Annotated in this window: 16 protein-coding genes and 2 tRNA genes; 6 read left to right on the top strand and 12 right to left on the bottom strand. The window is 56.1% G+C overall.

Going from position 1 to position 19,758, the window contains the following annotated elements:
* Positions 1-99 precede the first annotated feature (99 nt).
* The 3 genes from LNA76_RS12310 to hisM are packed head-to-tail and all read left to right on the top strand — an operon-like array spanning position 100 to position 2,301.
* The gene (locus LNA76_RS12310) at positions 100-894 is read left to right on the top strand and encodes an ABC transporter substrate-binding protein (protein ID WP_094195995.1); all 795 of its coding nucleotides are present in this window, start codon (positions 100-102) and stop codon (positions 892-894) included.
* A gap of 16 nt (positions 895-910) precedes the next feature.
* Complete coding sequence (locus tag LNA76_RS12305) at positions 911-1,600, top strand: ABC transporter permease (RefSeq protein ID WP_042484236.1); 690 nt, start codon at positions 911-913, stop codon at positions 1,598-1,600.
* Complete coding sequence (hisM, locus tag LNA76_RS12300) at positions 1,600-2,301, top strand: histidine ABC transporter permease HisM (protein WP_094195994.1); 702 nt, start codon at positions 1,600-1,602, stop codon at positions 2,299-2,301. The genes LNA76_RS12305 and hisM overlap by 1 nt, the downstream gene beginning before the upstream one ends.
* A gap of 123 nt (positions 2,302-2,424) precedes the next feature.
* On the opposite strand, the gene LNA76_RS12295 is transcribed toward hisM, so the two are convergent.
* The 10 genes from LNA76_RS12295 to scpB all read right to left on the bottom strand — a co-directional run bounded on the left by LNA76_RS12295 (position 2,425) and on the right by scpB (position 15,655).
* Positions 2,425-2,883 carry a DUF1641 domain-containing protein gene (locus LNA76_RS12295; protein WP_203226718.1) on the bottom strand — a complete coding sequence of 153 codons (459 nt, stop codon included), beginning with the start codon at positions 2,881-2,883 and terminating at the stop codon, positions 2,425-2,427.
* Positions 2,884-2,897: 14 nt separating this feature from the next.
* The gene (locus LNA76_RS12290; protein WP_094195993.1) at positions 2,898-4,088 is read right to left on the bottom strand and encodes an NAD(P)/FAD-dependent oxidoreductase; all 1,191 of its coding nucleotides are present in this window, start codon (positions 4,086-4,088) and stop codon (positions 2,898-2,900) included.
* 363 nt (positions 4,089-4,451) lie between these two features.
* Complete coding sequence (typA, locus tag LNA76_RS12285; protein WP_094195992.1) at positions 4,452-6,269, bottom strand: translational GTPase TypA; 1,818 nt, start codon at positions 6,267-6,269, stop codon at positions 4,452-4,454.
* A 3-nt stretch (positions 6,270-6,272) separates the two neighbouring features.
* Positions 6,273-7,025: a tRNA pseudouridine(55) synthase TruB gene (gene truB / locus LNA76_RS12280; RefSeq protein ID WP_022983561.1), complete on the bottom strand. Its 753-nt coding sequence runs from the start codon at positions 7,023-7,025 to the stop codon at positions 6,273-6,275.
* 33 nt (positions 7,026-7,058) lie between these two features.
* Entirely contained in the window at positions 7,059-7,472 is a 414-nt protein-coding gene (gene rbfA / locus LNA76_RS12275; protein ID WP_094195991.1) for a 30S ribosome-binding factor RbfA, read from the bottom strand.
* 3 nt (positions 7,473-7,475) lie between these two features.
* The gene (gene infB / locus LNA76_RS12270) at positions 7,476-10,532 is read right to left on the bottom strand and encodes a translation initiation factor IF-2 (RefSeq protein ID WP_230019161.1); all 3,057 of its coding nucleotides are present in this window, start codon (positions 10,530-10,532) and stop codon (positions 7,476-7,478) included.
* Between the two features lie 67 nt (positions 10,533-10,599).
* On the bottom strand, positions 10,600-12,084 hold the full coding sequence (nusA, locus tag LNA76_RS12265; protein WP_108727906.1) for a transcription termination factor NusA: 1,485 nt from the start codon (positions 12,082-12,084) through the stop codon (positions 10,600-10,602).
* Positions 12,081-12,572, bottom strand: a complete 492-nt coding sequence (gene rimP, locus LNA76_RS12260) for a ribosome maturation factor RimP (protein WP_094195988.1) — start codon at positions 12,570-12,572, stop codon at positions 12,081-12,083. The genes nusA and rimP overlap by 4 nt, the downstream gene beginning before the upstream one ends.
* Positions 12,573-12,896: 324 nt before the next feature.
* Positions 12,897-14,723 carry a 23S rRNA pseudouridine(2605) synthase RluB gene (gene rluB / locus LNA76_RS12255; RefSeq protein ID WP_125278005.1) on the bottom strand — a complete coding sequence of 609 codons (1,827 nt, stop codon included), beginning with the start codon at positions 14,721-14,723 and terminating at the stop codon, positions 12,897-12,899.
* Between the two features lie 2 nt (positions 14,724-14,725).
* Positions 14,726-15,655 carry an SMC-Scp complex subunit ScpB gene (gene scpB, locus LNA76_RS12250; RefSeq protein WP_230019160.1) on the bottom strand — a complete coding sequence of 310 codons (930 nt, stop codon included), beginning with the start codon at positions 15,653-15,655 and terminating at the stop codon, positions 14,726-14,728.
* Positions 15,656-15,787: 132 nt separating this feature from the next.
* Between scpB and LNA76_RS12245 the strand changes: the two genes are divergently transcribed.
* Both LNA76_RS12245 and LNA76_RS12240 read left to right on the top strand, forming a co-directional pair.
* Positions 15,788-15,864: transfer RNA gene (locus LNA76_RS12245), tRNA-Met, on the top strand.
* Positions 15,865-16,660: 796 nt separating this feature from the next.
* Positions 16,661-16,737 (top strand) — tRNA-Met (locus LNA76_RS12240).
* A gap of 216 nt (positions 16,738-16,953) precedes the next feature.
* Here LNA76_RS12240 and LNA76_RS12235 read toward each other — a convergent pair.
* Positions 16,954-17,919, bottom strand: coding sequence for a hypothetical protein (locus LNA76_RS12235; protein ID WP_230019159.1), 966 nt, complete (start codon positions 17,917-17,919; stop codon positions 16,954-16,956).
* Between the two features lie 129 nt (positions 17,920-18,048).
* Between LNA76_RS12235 and LNA76_RS12230 the strand changes: the two genes are divergently transcribed.
* The gene (locus LNA76_RS12230; RefSeq protein ID WP_230019158.1) at positions 18,049-19,191 is read left to right on the top strand and encodes a GNAT family N-acetyltransferase; all 1,143 of its coding nucleotides are present in this window, start codon (positions 18,049-18,051) and stop codon (positions 19,189-19,191) included.
* Between the two features lie 5 nt (positions 19,192-19,196).
* Here LNA76_RS12230 and phaR read toward each other — a convergent pair whose 3' ends face one another.
* A complete protein-coding gene (phaR, locus tag LNA76_RS12225) occupies positions 19,197-19,739 on the bottom strand; it encodes a polyhydroxyalkanoate synthesis repressor PhaR (RefSeq protein ID WP_094195972.1) in 543 nt (180 codons plus the stop codon).
* Positions 19,740-19,758: the final 19 nt, after the last annotated feature.

The raw sequence follows: 19,758 nt of genomic DNA, 5'->3' as shown, positions 1-19,758 counted from the left end.
GTACGGGTTAAATTTGCAGTCTTTCTTCGGCCCTCCATCAGCAGGGCCGAATTTGTATTGAATGCCACAAGCTAGTCGATATTTGCCGGAGTCCTTCACATGAACAAAATGCTTGCCCGCCTCCTGATGGTGGCTTTTTGCAGTGCTTTAGTACCCGCTGCCGCTCACGCAGACGAACCATCCGAAATCCGTTTTGCCACGGAAGCGGGCTATCCCCCTTTCGAGTTTCTGGACCCCAGTGGCGAGCTGCAAGGCTTTGATATCGATATCGGCAACGAAATCTGTAAACGCCTGCAGGCCAAGTGCGTGTGGATCGACCAGTCTTTTGACAGCTTGATCCCCGGCCTGCAAGCCCGCAAGTTCGATCTGGCCAACTCCACCATGACAGCTACTGAGGCGCGCGCCAGGGTCATCGACTTTAGCGAGCCCATGTACATCGTGCCGGTGCGCCTGGCCGCACGCAAAGGCAGCGGCCTGGAGCCCACCGCCGAATCCCTGAAAGGCAAGCGTGTGGGCGTGCAGCAAGGCACCACCATGGAAACCTATGCGCGCCAGAACTGGGCCAATAACGGCGTCACCATTGTCGCCTACCCCAGCTATACCGATGCCTTCAATGACCTGGCCGGCGGCCGGGTTGACGCCACTTTCCAGGAAGCCCAGAACGCCATCGAAGGCTTTTTGAGCAAACCGGCCGGCGCCGATTTTGAGCTGACCGGCAGCACCGTGGACGACAGCCCCATTTTGAACGAACCCATTGCCATGGGCATTCGTAAAGGCAACAAAAAACTCAAAAAAACTATTGATGAAGTTCTGCGCGAAATGAAGGCCGATGGCACCATGCAGACCTTTGCCGACAAATACTTCCAAAAAGAAAACATTCGCATTGCGCCCTGACCTGGATACCTGAACCATGTTGCTTTACGGTTATGGGCCACAGTTGCTGGTCGGCACCTGGGAAACCATCAAACTAGCTGTGCTCTCGCTGCTGGTTTCCCTGGTGCTCGGTCTGGTCGCTGCCCTGATGAAACTGTCTCGCGCTTCGCTGCTGCGTTGGGTGGGCGGTTTGTATACCACCTTGATTCGGGGCGTCCCGGACCTGGTGCTCTTGATGTTGTTCTTTTTCAGCCTGCAAATCTGGTTGAACGAACTGACAGACTGGCTGGAATGGGACATGATCGAGATCGATCCCTTCGGTGCCGGTGTGGTCACCCTGGGCTTTATTTATGGTGCCTACTTTGCCGAGACCTTTCGCGGTGCCCTGATGGCCATCCCCAAAGGCCAGATGGAGGCGGGCAAGGCCTGTGGCTGGAGCGCCTGGCAAGTTCTGCACCGCATCCAGATCCCGCAAATGATGCGCTACGCGCTGCCCGGACTGGGCAATAACTGGCAAATCCTGCTCAAATCCACCGCACTGGTGTCTTTGATCGGCCTGAGCGATGTGGTCAAGATTGCCCAAAACGCGGGGAACGCGACCTTCAATTCCTTCTTGTTTGTGGGTATCACCGCCCTGATCTATCTGGGCCTGACCGCTGTGAGCAATATCGGGCTGGGCTACCTGGAACGACGCTACAACATTGGCGTGAAAGGAGCGCAGTTCTAATGGATGTTCTGAACGAATTCTGGCGCGCCTATCTGTACCAAAGCAATGGTCAGCTCTCGGGCCTGGCCATGACCCTGTGGCTGCTGGTGATTTCGGTCGTGATCGGCTTTTTCCTGTCGATTTTCATGGCCATTGGCCGCGTTTCCGGCAAAGCCTGGCTGTCGCGCCCTATCGGTGCCTTCACTTATTTTTTCCGTGGTACGCCCTTGTATGTGCAGATCCTGCTGATCTACACCGCCATGTACAAGCTGGCCATTGTCAAATCGGTGCCTGCACTGGAAGCTTTCTTCATGAGCGGCTTTAACTGCATGATTCTGGCGCTGACCTTGAATACAGTCGGCTACACCACCGAAATTTTTGCCGGTGCCATCCGCTCCATGCCTTCTGGTGAAGTCGAGTCGGCCCGTGCCTATGGCATGTCCGGCTGGACCTTGTACCGCCGCGTGATCTTGCCGCAAGCCCTGCGTCGTGTCCTACCGGCTTACAGCAATGAAGTGGTCCTGATGCTGCATGCCACCTCACTGGCCTTTACCGCCACGGTTCCCGACCTGCTCAAGATCGCGCGTGATGCCAATGCAGCCACCTATCAGACCTTCACCTCCTACGGGATTGCCGCATTGATTTACCTGTGCGTGTCTTTCATTTTGGTGGGTGCCTTCCGGATTGTGGAAAAGCGCCAAATGGCGTTCTTGAATCACTAAACGCTGAGGTGCTGAGGTGCTGAGGTGCTGAGGTGCTGAGGTGCTGAGGTGCTGAGGTGCTGAGCAAAAAAATGGGCCGCTTGCAAAAGCGGCCCATTTTTCTTTAGCGACACAAGCGCCCTGTCAATCGCCTGTATGATCCAGGTTCTGATAGCGCATCTGACGTCCCATCACACCGGCCATCATCAAAAAGAAAGTCAGACCGCGACGCACTTCTGGCTCCTTGGCCAGGCGTATCAGGCCCATCAGAGTCGGGGTCGTCTCCGTCGCTCGCACTTGATCCGCAGCCATACGGGCCGCGTTTCCAACTGACCAGGCGGCTCCTACGCCCTCCTCAAAGCCCTTCATGAGCTTCTCAAGCATATAGTCGTCCGTCATGTCCACCAGATCGGCCAGCAGGGACACGGCATCCACCACCCGATTCAAACGACCACCAGCCAATAAGGGTTCGATCTTGCCGATCAACTCATCCAGGCCCTTGATGCCCGGATCCTCTCCAAGCAGGCTTTCCAGGGCAGAGGGGGACTTCTGAGCCGCACCCGCATCGCCGGGGTTCAAGGATTTATCCGATACCGAATTCATCTGTCTCTCCTGACTTAGACCAAGCCACGGGCCACGGCCCAGTAAATACCCCGATTAAAGCCCTTGCGCAGCAGGCCCCCCAGCTTGGTGGGCGGCGTAGGATGCACATCCTCCTTGTAGTCATACCAGAGCGGCATCCCCCCCTCCAGACCCATTTGGGCTACCGCAACCACACGGCCGTCGTATTCGTCACAAGTACGCCCGAATCGCAGCTCGGAGGCCAGATTATTGACCACCACAGGCGACTGGTTGTGACATGAGCCACCTGCTTTACTGATGGGCAGGTCCACCGTGTCACCCAGCACGTACACATTGTCCAGGCCCAGCACCTTCATGGTTTGATGATCGGTGGGGACCCAGCCCTCGTTGTCGGCGGCTTGAGAGATCCCCGAATCACGAACCGCTGCAACTGCCGTAATTGGCGGTGTTGCCATCAAAAGGTCAAATGGCTCTTCCGCCCCTTCCTCGGAATACGCAATCTTGCGTTCAGGGTCCACTCGGCTCAAGGTAAAACCGCGTTGATGCTTGATATCCCTATCCTCAAAAATTGGCGGCAAGACCTGGCAAACCTCGTTCTGCATGAACAGGCAATTACGCAGGAGCTGGGACGTGGTGGGATAGGTATAGGCAATCTCCACCTTGTCCCGTACGCCACGACGACGCAGGTATTCATCCAGCATCAAGGTAGTTTCTACCGGCGCGATGCCGCACTGATGCGGAACATTATGGGTTTTGGGGAAGGTGACGGTAACCAGCACGCGGCCTTTCTCCAGCCTGCTCAGACGGTCAGCCAACTGACGGGCAGGGGCGTGCTGATAGAAATGATCACCGCCCTCTTTCAGGCCCTCGATTTTTTCCGGTGATGGCACGCAACCCGTAGACAGCACCAGATAGTCGTAATCGATCTTCTTACCGCTGGCGCAGTGCAAACGGCTGGCTGAGAAATCAAAGCCACTGACCTCCTCCAGCTGGAAATCAATTTCAGGGCGTAAAAGGGAAATTTGCGGTCGCCGCAGCTCGTCCCGGAAAAAGGCATCAAAAGCCACATACATAAAAGCGGGCTTGTAATAATGCCAAGGGGAATTGGACAACAGAGTAACGCGGACTTTGCCCGAACGAATTTCCGGGTATAGCTTGGTCACCAGATGATTGGCGGTCATCGTACCGCCAATACCACCACCTACAATCACAATATGCTGCACCATCAGTATTCTCCTTAATGGGGGAAACTGTGAAGCGCACCCTGATTCACAGAAAAATCAAGCAAAAACAGGATGGTACACAGCAATCACTGAGACTATGCAAAGCGAGCTTGGTAATGTGTCCAGCCAATTTGTATCAAATAAGTATTAAGCAGAAATTAAAACGGCCGTTTCTTTTTTGATGAGTTATCCAATCAAATTTATTTATCTCACACCCTTTGCCGATTTAAAAAACAAGCCGGGGCGATTATGCATACACCCCAGCTTCTTAATAACTTTCTCACATATGGCCCAACCCTGCCAATATAGAATAAAAAAAACGCCTGCATCAAGCAGGCGTTTTCTCCTATCGCAAAACCCGAAGAATTAACTTTCGCGTTGACTGCGACGGCGCTCGTGTTCTTTCAGGTAACGCTTGCGCAGGCGAATGGACTTGGGAGTCACTTCAACCAGCTCATCGTCATCCAGGAAGTCCACGGCGTATTCCAGGCTCAAGCGGATAGGTGGAACCAGATCAATGTGCTCGTCCTTGCCGGAAGCACGCACGTTGGTCAGTTTCTTTTCCTTGATGGGGTTAACCACCAGGTCGTTGTCGCGGCTGTGAATACCAATGATCATGCCTTCGTACAGGGCATCACCGGGAGACACAAACATGCGACCGCGATCCTGCAGTTTCCACAAGGCGTAGGCCACGGCATCACCGTCGTCCTGGCTGATCAGCACGCCGTTACGACGCTCGCCAACCGCGCCTTCACGCATGGGGCGGAACTCGTCAAAGGTGTGGCTCATCAGGCCAGTACCACGTGTCAGCGTCATGAACTCGCCCTGAAAGCCAATCAGGCCACGAGCGGGAATACGGTACTCCAAACGGGTACGACCACGGCCATCGGCAACCATATCCTGCAAGTCACCACGACGGCGACCCAGCTCTTCCATCACGCCACCTTGGTGACCGTCTTCGACGTCCACGGTCAGTTGCTCGTAGGGCTCCATCTTGACGCCGTTTTCTTCACGAATCAGCACGCGTGGACGCGATACGGCCATTTCGTAACCTTCACGACGCATGTTTTCGATCAGAATGGTCAGGTGCAACTCACCACGACCGCACACTTCAAACACGGTATCGTCGTCGGTTTCGTTAACGCGCAGCGCCACATTGGATTTCAGCTCGCGATCCAGACGGTCGCGCAGCTGACGGCTGGTCACGAACTTGCCTTCACGGCCAGCCAATGGCGAGGTGTTCACCATGAAATTCATGGTCAGGGTAGGCTCGTCAATGCGCAGCAAAGGCAAGGCGTCCTGGTGAGCAGGATCGGTTACCGTGCAACCAATGCCCAACTCTTCAATACCGTTGATCAGCACGATGTCACCGGCTTCGGCTTCATCTACCGACACACGCTCCAGACCCTTGAACTTCAGAACCTGGTTGATGCGGCCCTTGATGACTTCGCCATCAGGACCAAATTTCACGACTACATCCTGAGCAGCGCGCACGCGGCCACGGTTCACACGGCCTACACCGATCTTGCCCACGTAGGAGCTGTAATCCAGGGAACAGATCTGCAGTTGCAGGGGTGCGTTGACGTCGTCTTCACGTTGGGGCACGTGTTCCAAAATAGCGTCGAACAAAGGACGCATATCGCCTTCGCGCACGTCTTCGGTCAAACCGGCGTAGCCCGACAGACCCGATGCGTAAATGATGGGGAAGTCCAACTGTTCGTCGGTAGCGCCCAATTTGTCGAACAAATCAAAGGTGGCGTTGATCGCGAAGTCAGGACGGGCGCCAGGGCGGTCAACTTTGTTGACCACCACAATCGGACGCAAACCCAGTTCCAGCGCTTTACGAGTCACGAAACGGGTTTGAGGCATAGGGCCTTCCACCGCGTCCACCAGCAACAGCACGCCATCAACCATGGACAGCACGCGCTCGACCTCACCACCGAAGTCAGCGTGACCGGGGGTGTCGATAATGTTGATGTGGGTGCCTTCGTATTCGACGGCACAGTTCTTCGCCAGAATGGTAATACCGCGTTCTTTCTCGATATCGCCCGAGTCCATGACACGTTCGGAGATATGTTCGTTGTCACGGAACGTACCTGCCTGTCTCAACAATTGATCGACCAGGGTGGTCTTCCCGTGGTCAACGTGGGCAATAATGGCCACATTGCGCAATGCGCGTCTCATAACTCATCCTTCTGATTGAAGTTTTTTGGGCAAAATCTCGGTAGGCAAGCTCTCGATGGCCAGCAAGGCCGACATCGGGTCTTCCATCGCCTGCAACCCATCCAGGGTGTAGGCGTCGTCGATATGAAAAGGTCCTAATTCTGTCCGGCGCAAGGCCGTCAGATGGGCAAAACACCCCAGAGCACGTCCAATGTCTTGCGCCAGGGTCCGGATATAGGTTCCCTTGCTGCAACGTACAAACAAACGCGCCGATTGCGGCGTAAAGTCTTGCACCTGCAAATCGTGAATCACGAGATGTCGTGCCTCACGTTCCAGCTCTATACCCTGACGGGCATATTCATACAGGGGCTTGCCATCGCGCTTGAGCGCGGAATACATGGGCGGCACCTGCGTAATGGGTCCTCGGAAAGCAGGCAATACTGCTTCCAGCGCCTCGAGGGTGACGCCGGCAAAATCTGCCGGAGCCTGAGACACCACATTGCCGGTCAAGTCGCCTGAATCGGTTTCTTGTCCAAACTGCAAGGTAGCTTCATAGGCTTTGTCTGCTTCCAGCATCGTGGCAGAAATTTTGGTAGCCCGGCCAAAACAGCAAACCAGCAGACCCGTCGCAAACGGGTCCAAGGTTCCGGTATGGCCAGCTTTGCGGGCATCCAGAGTGCGGCGGGCACGCTGCAAAGCGTGGTTGCTGGACATTCCGTCGGACTTGTCCAGTAGCAGCACACCATCAATCAACTGCCCGCGTTTTCGCGTAGCCATTGTGTGTCAATCCGTGAAGAAACAACAGCCGCGTCAGGGCTGTTCGTCTGGTTCGTCCGACTTGGACGCGGAGCCAGTCAATTGGCTATCGGCCTGGTTGGCGCTGTCGATGAGCTTGGAGAGCTCCATGCCGCGTTCCAACTGTCGGTCGTGATGAAAATGCAAAGTTGGAACGGTATGGATGTGCAGCAGCTTGAACAGCAGCGAGTGCAACCAACCGGCCTTCTCGGTCAAAGCCGCCTGAGCGACTTCGGGCTCGGCGCCCAGCACCGAGTAATACACTTTGGCGTGTGCGTAGTCAGGAGACAGCTCCACGCCGGTCAAGGTAATCAAACCAGCGCGGGTCATGTCGATCTCGCGCTGGATCAGGACCGCCAGATCCTTCTGGATCTGGTCGGCCAGGCGCAGGTTGCGCCCTGGGTTTGGTTTGGACTTGTGTCGTGCCATAAATTACAGTGTCCGGGCGATCTCTTTGATCTCGAAGATCTCAAGCTGGTCGCCCACTTGGATGTCGTTGTTGCCACGCAGTGTGATACCGCAATCGAAGCCGGAACGCACTTCCTTGACATCGTCCTTGAAGCGGCGCAGGGAATCCAGGTAGCCACTCCAATGCACCACGTTGTTGCGCAGCAAGCGAACTTGCGAGTCGCGACGGACCACGCCTTCGGTAACCATACACCCGGCGATGTTACCAATACGTGACACGTTGTAGACTTCGCGAATTTCAACCATGCCGATGACTTCTTCGCGCTGCTCGGGAGCCAGCATGCCGGACAGAGCCGCTTTGACCTCGTCCACCGCATCGTAAATGATGTTGTAGTAACGCAGATCAATGCCGTTGGCTTCGGCCAGTTTTTTGGCGCTTTGCTCGGCACGGACGTTAAAGCCGATTACCACCGCGTTCGATGCAATAGCCAGGTTGACGTCGCTCTCGGAGATGCCACCCACAGCCGCGTGTACCACCACCACGCGCACTTCGTCGGTAGACAACTTGACCAGCGACTGCACCAGAGCTTCTTGCGAACCTTGCACGTCGGTTTTGATGATCAGCGACAGGGTTTGCGTACCTTCACCCAGGTTGTCGAACATGGACTCCAGCTTGGCGGCCTGTTGACGCGACAGTTTCACATCACGGAACTTGCCTTGACGGAACAGGGCGATCTCACGGGCCTTACGCTCGTCAGCCATCACAACCAGTTCGTCACCCGCTGCTGGCACTTCGGTCAGACCCTGGATTTCCACTGGAATCGATGGGCCAGCCGAGTTCAGCGACTTGCCGGTTTCGTTCAACATGGCGCGAACGCGACCAAAGGAAGCGCCAACCAGTACGCTGTCACCGCGGTTCAAGGTACCGCTTTGCACCAGAATGGTGGCCACTGGACCGCGACCCTTGTCCAGACGGGCCTCGATCACTGTACCCTTGGCAGGCGCATCAATCGGAGCCTTCAACTCCAGCATTTCCGCTTGCAACAGGACGTTTTCCAGCAACTCGTCGATGCCCTGGCCGCTCTTGGCCGACACAGGAATAAAGGGCACATCGCCACCGTATTCTTCGGGCACCACTTCCTCGGCTACCAGCTCTTGCTTGACGCGCTCTGGGTTAGCTTCGGGCTTGTCGATCTTGTTGATCGCCACCACCAGTGGCACGCCAGCGGCGCGAGCGTGGTGAATGGCTTCACGAGTCTGAGGCATCACGCCGTCATCTGCAGCCACCACCAAAATCACGATGTCCGTAGCCTTGGTACCGCGAGCACGCATGGCCGTAAAGGCTTCGTGACCGGGGGTATCCAGGAAAGTGGCAGTGCCGCGATCCGTTTTCACGTTGTAAGCACCGATGTGCTGCGTAATACCACCGGCTTCGCCCGACGCGATCTTGGCGCGACGGATGTAGTCCAGCAGCGACGTTTTACCGTGGTCAACGTGACCCATCACGGTTACCACTGGAGCACGAGGCTTCAGTTCAGCATCGTTTTGGGCATCCGTATCCACCAGGAAGGCTTCAGGATCGTCCAGCTTGGCGGCAATGGCCTTGTGACCCAGCTCTTCGACCAAAATCATGGCCGTTTCCTGATCCAGCACCTGGTTGATGGTGACCATCTGACCCAGTTTCATCAGGTGCTTGATCACCTCGGCTGCCTTGACGGCCATACGGTGAGCCAGGTCGCTGACCGAAATGGTTTCAGGCACGTGTACTTCACGGGCAATGAATTCTGCCACTTGTGGTTCGCGACGCTCGGCCTGAGCATTGCGGCCACCACGGCCACCCTTGCCACGGCCTGCCTTGGCATTGGCTTTCCAGCCTTCACGACCACCACCGGCACCGGCGGAGGCCACATCAGCCTTGGAAGGCTGCTTCTTGCGGCTGGCATCGCTGGTCCAGCCAGGCGTACTGTCAGTCTTGACGGGTTTGCCTGGAACCTTCTCAGCCTTGGCGCCTTTGACCTCTTTTTTCTGAGCGCCCTTGGCACCTGCCTTGCTATCAGCCTCTGGCTCGGGAGCACGCAAGACTTTACGAGGACGGTTCAACATATCGCGCAACGCAGCGGCTTCCGCCTCTGCTGCCTTACGGGCGCGATCACGATCCTGGTCTTGCTCCACATCGGCGGCAACAGGAGGAATCACCGGGCCACGCACGGCACGGCGCTGGCTATTGGTGGCCATATCCCGAGGTTTTCCAGTCGAAGTGGGCGTTTTTGTCCCTTGAGGGTGCTGATTTTTATTCACAGAGTTAGCTTGACGGGCGTCGTTCACAGATTTAGTAGGTTCCACAGGCTTTTCTTGGGCCGTAGGAGAGGGAGCCGATTCGACCCTTTCCTGAACAGGCTCTGCAGCGGCTTCGGAGGGTTCCGATGCCGCAGGGGCTTGTTCCTGAGGCTGGGGCTCGGGTTGGCTTGGGTTTTCCTGCGCAGCCACAACGGGCTCTGCAGGAGCAGCAGGTTCGGGCGCGGGCTCAACAACAGGAGTCGGCTCAGGAGCGGCGACCACCTCGGGCTCAGGCTCTGGCTTGGGCTCAGGCTTGGACTCAACAGGGGCTTGCTCTTGCACAGGGGTCTCGGGAGCGGCGACCACAGGAGCCACGGGCTCGCTGACAGGCGCGGCGGGCGCCTGCTCAACAGCCTGCTTTTCCTGACTGGCCGCTTGGGCCTGAGCAGCTTGCTCCTTTGCATTTTCCTGTGCCAATGCCGCATTGGCTTCTGCCACCAGCTCGGAGGGATCACGCTTTACAAACACACGTTTTTTGCGTGTTTCCACCTGAATCGTGCGGGAACGACCCGACCCGTCATCCTGACGGATCTCCGATGTTTGACGACGAGTCAGGGTGATCTTCTGACCTTCCTGACTGCCGTGCGAGCGGCGCAACGATTCAAGCAGCTTCGCCTTATCCGAATCAGTGATGGCGTCATCAACTGATTTGAGCTCAATACCTGCGCTACGCAACTGCTCCAGCAGAACATTCGCAGGCATTTTCAGTTCTTGAGCGAACTGGGCGACAGTGTTACTCGACATTCGACTCTCTCTTGCTTTACTACAACTATTCTTAATGAATACAACGCGCGGGACCTAGCTAGACATATCAGGCCTCGTCGTCAAACCAGTGGGCACGGGCACGCATGATCAGGTCGCTGGCTGCATCTTGCGCCAGGCCGGTCATCTCGGACAGTTCGTCCGTTGCCAGTTCCGCCAGTTCATCCAGCGTTGTAATCTCGTTTTCAGCCAGTACGGCGATCAGCTCGGGCGTCATGCCCTCGATTCCTGCCAGTTCCTTGACCGCGGTCTGTACCAATTCTTCCTTGGCAATGGCCTCGCTCAGCAGTGCATTGCGGGCGCGGGCACGCAGCTCGTTGACGGTTTCCTCGTCAAAGGCCTCGATATCCTGCAATTCCTGCATAGGCACGTAAGCGATTTCCTCCAAACCGGTAAACCCTTCGTCGATCAGAATATCGGCCACGGCTTCGTCCACATCCAGACGGGACATGAACATGGCGCGCAATTCTTCGCGCTCTTCATCCTGTCGGTTGCGGCTTTCTTCCGGTGTCATGATGTTGATCTGCCAGCCGGTCAACTCCGATGCCAGACGCACGTTCTGACCACGCGAACCAATCGCCTTGGGCAGATTTTCTTCGTCTACCACCACGTCCATGGCGTGTTTGTCTTCGTCCACCAAAATGGATTCAACATGTGCCGGGGCCAAGGCACCGATCACAAACTCGGCCGGATCATCGGCCCACAACACGATATCGACCTGTTCGCCGCCCAGCTCGTTACGCACGGCAGTAACGCGCGAACCTCGCATGCCCACGCAAGTACCGATAGGATCGATACGCTTGTCGTAAGCAATAACGGCGATCTTGGCACGCACACCCGCATCACGGGCAGCGGCCTTGATTTCCAGCAGACCCTGTTCGATCTCGGGTACTTCGTTCTCGAACAGTTCTTTAATAAAGTCAGGAGCGGTACGCGACAAGATGACCTGTTGGCCACGAGCGGCGTAATCCACTTTCTGTACCCAGGCACGAACGCGATCGCCCACACGGATATTTTCCTTGGGGATCATTTCCGAACGAGGCAAACGCGCCTCGATCTTGCCCATTTCGATAATGGCATCGCCCTTATCCATGCGCTTGACCGTACCGGAAACAATCGTTTCACCGCGCTCCAGGAAGTCGTTCAGAACCTGCTCGCGCTCAGCGTCGCGGATTTTTTGCAAAATGGCCTGTTTGGCCGCCTGGGCACCGATACGACCGAACTCGATAGGTTCGAGCGGCTCTTCGATGTAATCGTCCACTTGCAGCTCGGGATCGATTTCCTGGGCGTCCGACAACATTTCCTGTTTATCGGGCTCTTGCAGGCCGGCCTCGTCGGGCACGACCAACCAACGCCGGAACCCTTCGTGGGCGCCGGTCTCCCTGTCGATTTCCACACGGATATCGACATCCTCTTTGAAGCGCTTTTTCATGGCCGAGGCCAGGGCGCTTTCGAGCGCGGTGAACACGACATCACGCGCTACGGATTTTTCACGCGCCAGCGCATCGACCAGCAATAGAATTTCGCGACTCATCGCTTCTTACCCTTGAAATCAAGAACGGGATCCAATTTGGCACGATCCACCTGGTCATAGGTGAATTCGACCTGCGTCAGCTTGCCCGATGCTTCGTCCAGTTCCAGCCTAAAAACGGTATCCAGCGGAACACTAGTCGGTAGCGCCCCTTCAGGAGCGTGGAGCGTACCCACAAACACTTTCCGATTATCGAGTGCTTCGTGCAGGCGCACCTGCACCCGACTGCCCGCAAAACGCACGTAATCACCAATGCGCAGCAAGGGGCGATCTATCCCCGGCGAAGTCACTTCCATGCGGTTATAGTCCACGTTTTCCACTTCGAAAACGCGCGATAATTGTTTAGACACCCATTCACAGTGTTCGATACGCACCCCTTCCGGGTGATCAATGACGATGCGTAACAAGCCTAGCGGCGCACGCTCCACGTCCACCAGTTCGTACTCGGTACCCGCCAGGGTCTCTTGTGCCAAAGCCAGAATGTCTGCCATAAAATCCAAAAAAAATGGGCTGTACGCCAGCCCATGGTCACCATGCTCACTTGAGGGTCAAGCGGGCCCTGGTCTTGCGCATTGCCAACGTCAAACTCGGGATAGTTGCAGGCGCAACCGAACCGGATGATCCACGCGGTCTTTTCTTTGAAAGACCGCCCTATTCGCTGGCGCGCAGCATCAAAAAAGACCCAGCCGACACAAACGTCTCTGAGCCAAGTTCTATATTCTACCAGAAAACCGGAAAATACGTGCATTCACACGGCCTTACAGGCCCAAACCGCAGGGTTTGGGCCACAAACTCAAAGTCCGCGCGACTTGGCTTTACCGACGCCCGCGTCCCAGGTGGGACTCATGAGCGGCCGAGCCGGCTGGCTGCCAGTCATCATCACGACGGCTGACACGGCGCACCACTGTTGTTTTCTTCACATGTGCCTTAGGCGCTTGCCCGGCACCGGCGCGATCGGAAGCACTGCGGCGGGCCGAAGGCGCACGCCCCTCCTGGCCTCCACGAGCCTGGCCACGGGCTTGCTCATTACGCCCCGGTTCACCGCGCGCCTGATCGCCACGCGCTGGGCGGCGGCCATTGTGTACGCGCGCACCTTCCTGCGAACGCCCCTCGCGACCGCGGCCTTCGTGTGTACGCCCCTCTGAAGAGCGCCCTTCTGCCGAACGACCGCGCTGCTGACCACGAACACCCTGCCCGCTGCGCGCAGTACCACGCCCTTGACCACCGTGCTCACGACGACCACCATCGGGATGGCCATTGGCCAAACCACCGCTGATGAACAAGGCGCCGCTGACGGACTCATTCACACGTACATTGTTCGAGGAGCGACCGCGACCTGCCACACGACCACCACGGCCCATGCGGGCACCGCTCAGGCCGTTATGCTCCAGCGTACCGAAGCCGGGGGGCAAGGCACTGTCATGAGACAGAGGCTGACGCTCACGACGCTGGTGACCACCCTCGTCATCCGATTCTTTCACCAAACCCAGACGCAGCATAAATGCCATCACCACATCAGCGTCCAGCTCCTCCCAACGACCACGGCGCAAGTTCTTAGGCAGGCCCACATCACCAAAACGTGTCCGGATCAAACGGCTAACCGTCACACCCATCGCCTCAAACATACGGCGCACTTCGCGGTTACGACCTTCGTGGATCGTGACGCGATACCAACGATTGCTGCCCTCGCCTCCCAGGAACTCGATCAGGCCGAACTTGGCCACGCCGTCTTCCAACTGCACGCCATCGCGCATGGACTGCATTTGCTCTTCGCTGAGTTCGCCCAGAACACGTACTGCGTATTCACGTTCGGCGCCGTAGCGTGGATGCATCATGCGGTTAGCAATATCGCCCGAGGTAGTAAAAATCAACAAACCCTCAGTATTCAGATCCAGACGACCGACGGACAACCACTTGCCCACTTTCAGAGACGGCAGGCGACCGAACACCGTGGCGCGACCTTCGGGATCATCGTGCGTCACGATTTCCCCAGCAGGCTTGTGATACAGAATCACGCGTGGGGGGCGCTTGGTGTTGGCACGATTGATCAACTGACCATTAATACGCACCTTGTCGTCTGCGCTGACACGTTGCCCGATATGAGCAGGCTCGCCATTGACAGAGACACGGCCCGCAACAATCAGCTCCTCCATATCGCGGCGCGAACCAATACCAGCCTCAGCCAGCACTTTGTGCAATTTGGGCTGCACCAAATCGCTACCCATGTATTTACCCAGACGCTGCGACAGACGATTTTGCTTGTCCAGGTGGCTGAATGCGATGTCATCATCACCATCCAGAATCACAACTGGTGCCTCGTCAGCCGCGTTTGAATAGCGAGCATCCTGAGCGCTGCCAGGGCGCTTGCCGGCGCCACCGCGTGCATCTTGGCGACGACCCGCCGGCGCAGGTTTGCGTCGATTATTCTGTGGGCGGGCCGGACGGGCTTTGGCCTCGTCAGGAGCGGCAGCCAAAGCCTGTTCATTCTGGCGAGGGGCCGACTCTTGTGCAGCATCGCCACGACGGCGGCGAAACGGGGTGCGCAACTTACGCCCTTGGCCTTTCGCGCGGGGATTCTTGGGGTCGGCCGCGCCTGAGGCGTCCGACGTAGAGGCTGTGTTCGTCTCGTGCGAATCAGTCATTTTTAATCATTTACTCCAGAGTTTTTTATTTCATCCGGTACCTGTACATCCGATAGGCCAGCCGCAGCCTGGGCCTCATCCACGGGGTCCGGTGTCGTATTCACTTCAGCTTGTTCAGTTTGTGGCAGCTCCGCTTCTGAAACTGCCCCAAGCAAATTGTCCTGACTGCCTGACTTGGAATCCGCTTCGGACCCCAGCTCAAGCTGAGCAACAGAAGCCTGCAGCGGCTCCATGCCCACTTCCAAAGCAGCGTCTTGTTCTGCTTCTTGTTCTATTTCTTGCCCTGCCTCAGAACCAGCCTGCTGCGTTGCCACAGATGCAAACGCTTGCTCTGCAGCCTGCTGTGCCGCCTGCTCCCGGCTCTGATCCTGATGATCTTCACCCTGCTGATGACCCAGCCCTTGATCCGATGCATTGCCCTGCTCTGCCGACGCAGCCGCTTGCTCGCTGGGCAAGGACGACAGCACATCCAGGGAATCCAGAGCTTCAACTGCGGGCAACTCATCCAAAGAACGCAGCCCCAGATCATTCAAAAACTGACGGGTCGTTCCCAGCAATGCCGGGCGTCCGGGTGCGTCACGATAGCCAAGAACTTCAATCCAGCCCCGATCTTCCAGGGTACGCACAATTTGAGTCGACACACTAACACCACGTATGTCCTCAATGTCCCCACGGGTAACAGGTTGCCGCCAAGCAATAATCGCCAAGGTTTCCAGCACGGCCCGCGAATACTTGGGCGCGCGCTCCAGACTAAGACGGGACAAAAATACTTGCATGGCCGGGCGACTTTGAAAGCGCCAACCCGAGGCAACCTGAACCAATTCCAGGCCACGCTCTTTCCAATCCAGTTGCAAGATAGCCAGATAACGGCGCAGATCATCCGCGCTCAGCGGCGGGGAGACAAACATTTTGCGCAACTCGGCGCTGTTCATGGGCTGCTGCGCACACAGCAAAGCCGTCTCCAGGACTCGGATTATTTCACTTTCAGTCACTACTGGGAAGCCTCACTTTCTGGCGATACTTGCATAAAACAAAAATTCCATGTTAGTATTTATCTTTTCCGGCGCGGGGTGGAGCAGCATGGTAGCTCGTCGGGCTCATAACCCGAAGGTCGTAGGTTCAAATCCTGCCCCCGCAACCATCATCCGGAACTGCTTAGCAGAATCAAACAAGCCAGCCAATTCGCGCTGGCTTTTTTGTTGCCCGCCGTTTTGATCTTCAATCTTGCGCTCGGCGCAGTCCAGCGCCAGAACACGCAGGCCAGCCTTCAACACCGTAGCAAAAATCACAAGCACTGCATGCATCCGACTCGCCACCGAGCTTTGTACCGGAGCGGACGCGCACGCAAACACACCGCCCTGGCCAACGCCAGAAACAGCAGCATTAAACGCAATTAAAAAATTTGTGTAAGCACACATGCTGATGATGAGTATGTCCGCAAGCCCTATCGGACTGGATTTGAATTGGCGCTTCTGAGATTTACAGGGCGCGAAAACAGCACAACAACATTTGGGGCAATAACTGATCGGGGCAATGCAGGTCTATAGTGTCGAATGCCAACATCAAGGCACCAACAGACCACCGCAGGGGTTATCGATTGCCTAAACCTGAAGCAAAGCCAGAAACAGAGAAATTCGTTTTGCCGGGACATCCCGCCTAGTAGGGGAGCCGACTGCTATCACAGCTAGATGCCAGCCAATACGAGCTGGTCGCTATACAGGGAGCCGCTTGCGCGTTTGAGCTTTTAGAAATGCCAGTCCGGCTGAACCTGTAAGCACAGTCTGTATTACACCATTGCGACCGGCAAGACGCAAGAAAATTGAGGGCCGTTTTATCCTGCCCTCACGCCCTTCCCAGTAGCCATCGACAAATATTAATGAAATAAACACGCCACACTATGTACATAATCAAAAACTATGTTATAGTTACTTTTCTGACGCGGGGTGGAGCAGCATGGTAGCTCGTCGGGCTCATAACCCGAAGGTCGTAGGTTCAAATCCTGCCCCCGCAACCAAATTTAAAAAACCGTCGCTTATGCGGCGGTTTTTTTTCGTCCTGCTCCAAGGTGCTCGCCTTATCAGGCGTTGCTGCTTGCGACACGTTAAGCGACATGGCCTGGATACGTTCAGTCCTCCCAAGCCATACCTATAGCTTGAACAGCGCTCACACGGCTAATCACAAAAGCCGGAAGAGAACCTCCGGCCCCTAAAAACCCCGTGCTTGACGTCAACTAATTCGATGCCTCTGCTCGGCCAAGGCTGAACAAATGCAAACCATAGCGCAAATGATCACGCAACCAGACATAGGCTGCAGGAACCTGTCCTGTATCAAATCTGGCTTGCAAGCTCAGGCCAGCTAATAATTTACGCGCTTGATCAACAGACACGCCAGGCTCCAGGCGTACCACTGGCCAGGAGGGATCCATGTTCATCTCCAACGACAAGCGCCCATGGGGTGCGGGCAGTTGGGCGATGAATGCCAGCAAGGCATCACGACTGTCTCGATCCGCCACCGAATCGGGCATCAGTTGTACCGCACTGCGTGCTGCCAACAAGGCCTTTTCAATAGCGGGGCGCGGGTCCTCGTGCATACTCATGCTCAAGACCACTGCGGGCATGACCATGGACTGGATCAGATTTTGATTATCCAGATACAGATTCAGGCTTTTAAGCTCCGCCTGTTCAAGATCGTCTGCCCCCAAGGCGCGCCCTACTGCAGACTCAACACCAAACTGAGCCTGAACACGAACCTCCCTCAGGTGCTGGCTACGCAATCGCGCTTGCTCCAGAGACAATTGCGCTGACGCTGAGTCCCACTTGTAGGTAAGGGAGAAATCCATCGGCTTTGCCTGTAGACGCATAATGTAATCTTGCCCTGGCAGCAGCCCGGTCAGAACATAGATCCCGCTTATTCTTAAATCCATGGAGTCAGGAATCTCTTGCTGCTCAGAATAGGAGGCTAATCCCTCATCGCGCAACACCAGCTCGTCAAAAGCCAACAGCATGGACGAAAAACCAGCCGACCACTGCCCATTCTGAACTCGACAAACCCCATCCTCATCCTGCATCTGCAACTCATCACCAGATTGCGGCTGCAAAGCGACATAATTACGCAAATACTCACAAGCCGGCCCCGCTTGAACCGAACTGGCCAGCACCATCGCGCTGCCCAACATCAAGGCAATCTTTTTCTTCATGAACCCCTCATAGTGGGCAAGCGCCGGCAACCCTGCCAAACAAGCCTTCCCTTTGCATGAAACGCTGGCTAGTATACAAAGCCGTCAGGGCCTATGCCCTACCCCTGTTTCAAGATAGGCCCCACTGCTATGGTCAGCACTGAACCGATCCAGTTTTCACTTTGCACCCAACTGAACAAGCTCGACTCAGCAAGCTGGGATGCGCTATCGGGTCATCACCTCTTGCTCCGCCATGCCTTTCTAAGGTCGTTGGACGACGCTGGCTGCGTTACCCCACAAACAGGCTGGTCACCGCATTACCTGTTGATGCATCGTGGACAGACGCTGTGTGGCGCCGTGCCCCTGTATCTGAAACACCATTCCCGGGGAGAATATGTGTTTGACCAAGGCTGGGCTCAGGCCTATCAACGTCACGGCCTGGACTATTACCCCAAGCTCTTGTGCGCCATCCCTTTTACGCCCGTCAGTGGCCCGCGTCTTTTGGCTCACTCTCATGAAGATCGGGTTCTGCTGGCCCGACAACTGATTCAACTGACACAGAACAATCAGTTGTCCTCCGTACATGTGCTCTTTCCCAATCCGGACGACAGGCAAGCTCTGGAGCAGGCTGGCTTCATGATTCGCCATGATGTGCAATTTCACTGGCAGAACCAGGACTACGCCAGCTACGAGGACTTTCTAGCTTCGCTGACCCAGCAAAAGCGCAAAAAAATGCGACAGGACAGCCGCAAGGTGTACGAACAAGGCCTGTCCTTTGAACACAAGCAGGGTCAAGAAATTAGCGAACAAAATCTGGACTACTTTTACCAGTGCTACGCCAACACCTACCAAGAGCGCGGGCAACATCCTTATCTAAACCGGGATTTCTTTGCCCGCCTGCACGAGCAGTTACCCGAATCCCTGGTATTGATTCTGGCACAACAACATGGACAAGAAGTCGCCTGCGCCCTGTCGCTACGGGACGGACACACGCTTTATGGACGTTACTGGGGCTGTACCCGCTACGTGCCTGGCCTGCACTTTGAGACCTGCTACAACCAGGCAATCCAGTTTTGCATTACACAGCAACTGCGTGTTTTTGAAGGTGGCGCTCAAGGCGAGCACAAGCTCTCGCGTGGCTTGTTGCCCACGCCCACCAGCTCGGCACACTGGATTGCAGATCCTCGCTTTGCCCACGCCATTGAAGCGTTTGTGCATGAAGAAGCGGGCCATGTGGCCCGCTATCAGGAAACTCTCAGCAGCCATACCCCGTTTAAAACGCTGGCAGGCTAAAAAAATCAGTCTTTCTTGTCTTTGCCCGGTGGCACAAAGGGAAAGACCGAGAACATCTGCCGAGTCTGATCCTGCATCTGGTCCTGCATTTGCACGAACAGATTCTTGCTTTGGTCGATGTAGCTGTTCATGACGGTTTGCATCACAGGGGCCTGTAGACTCATGAATTGCGCCCAGGCCTCGGGGCCGAACTGCCCGCCATACACGCCCTTGGACTGTTCGGTCATGCGCTCCTGAATCTCCATGAAAGCCTGAATGTTTTTTTCCAGATACGAGCCCATGACCCCCTGCATGGCATTGCCATAAAAGCGGATGATCTGCATCAGCACCGGAGTGGAAAACATCGGGATACCCCCGCTTTCTTCCTCAAGAATGATCTGCAGCAAAATACTGCGCGTCAGGTCCTCGCCGCTTTTGGCATCGACAACCGCGAACTCCTCGCCTGACAGAACCAGTTGCTTGACATCGACCATCGTGATGTAAGCACTGGCCTGTGTGTCGTACAAGCGACGATTGGGGTATTTCTTGATGAGTCGAGGGGATCCCATGCTGGTGCTTACTTCCTAA

Origin of the sequence: Alcaligenes sp. MMA, assembly GCF_020907215.1 — a bacterium.
In the GTDB taxonomy this organism is placed as follows: Bacteria; Pseudomonadota; Gammaproteobacteria; order Burkholderiales; family Burkholderiaceae_B; genus Alcaligenes; species Alcaligenes aquatilis.
Note: the sequence above shows the minus strand (reverse complement) of the source record. Positions and strands in the feature narration are given on the sequence as shown.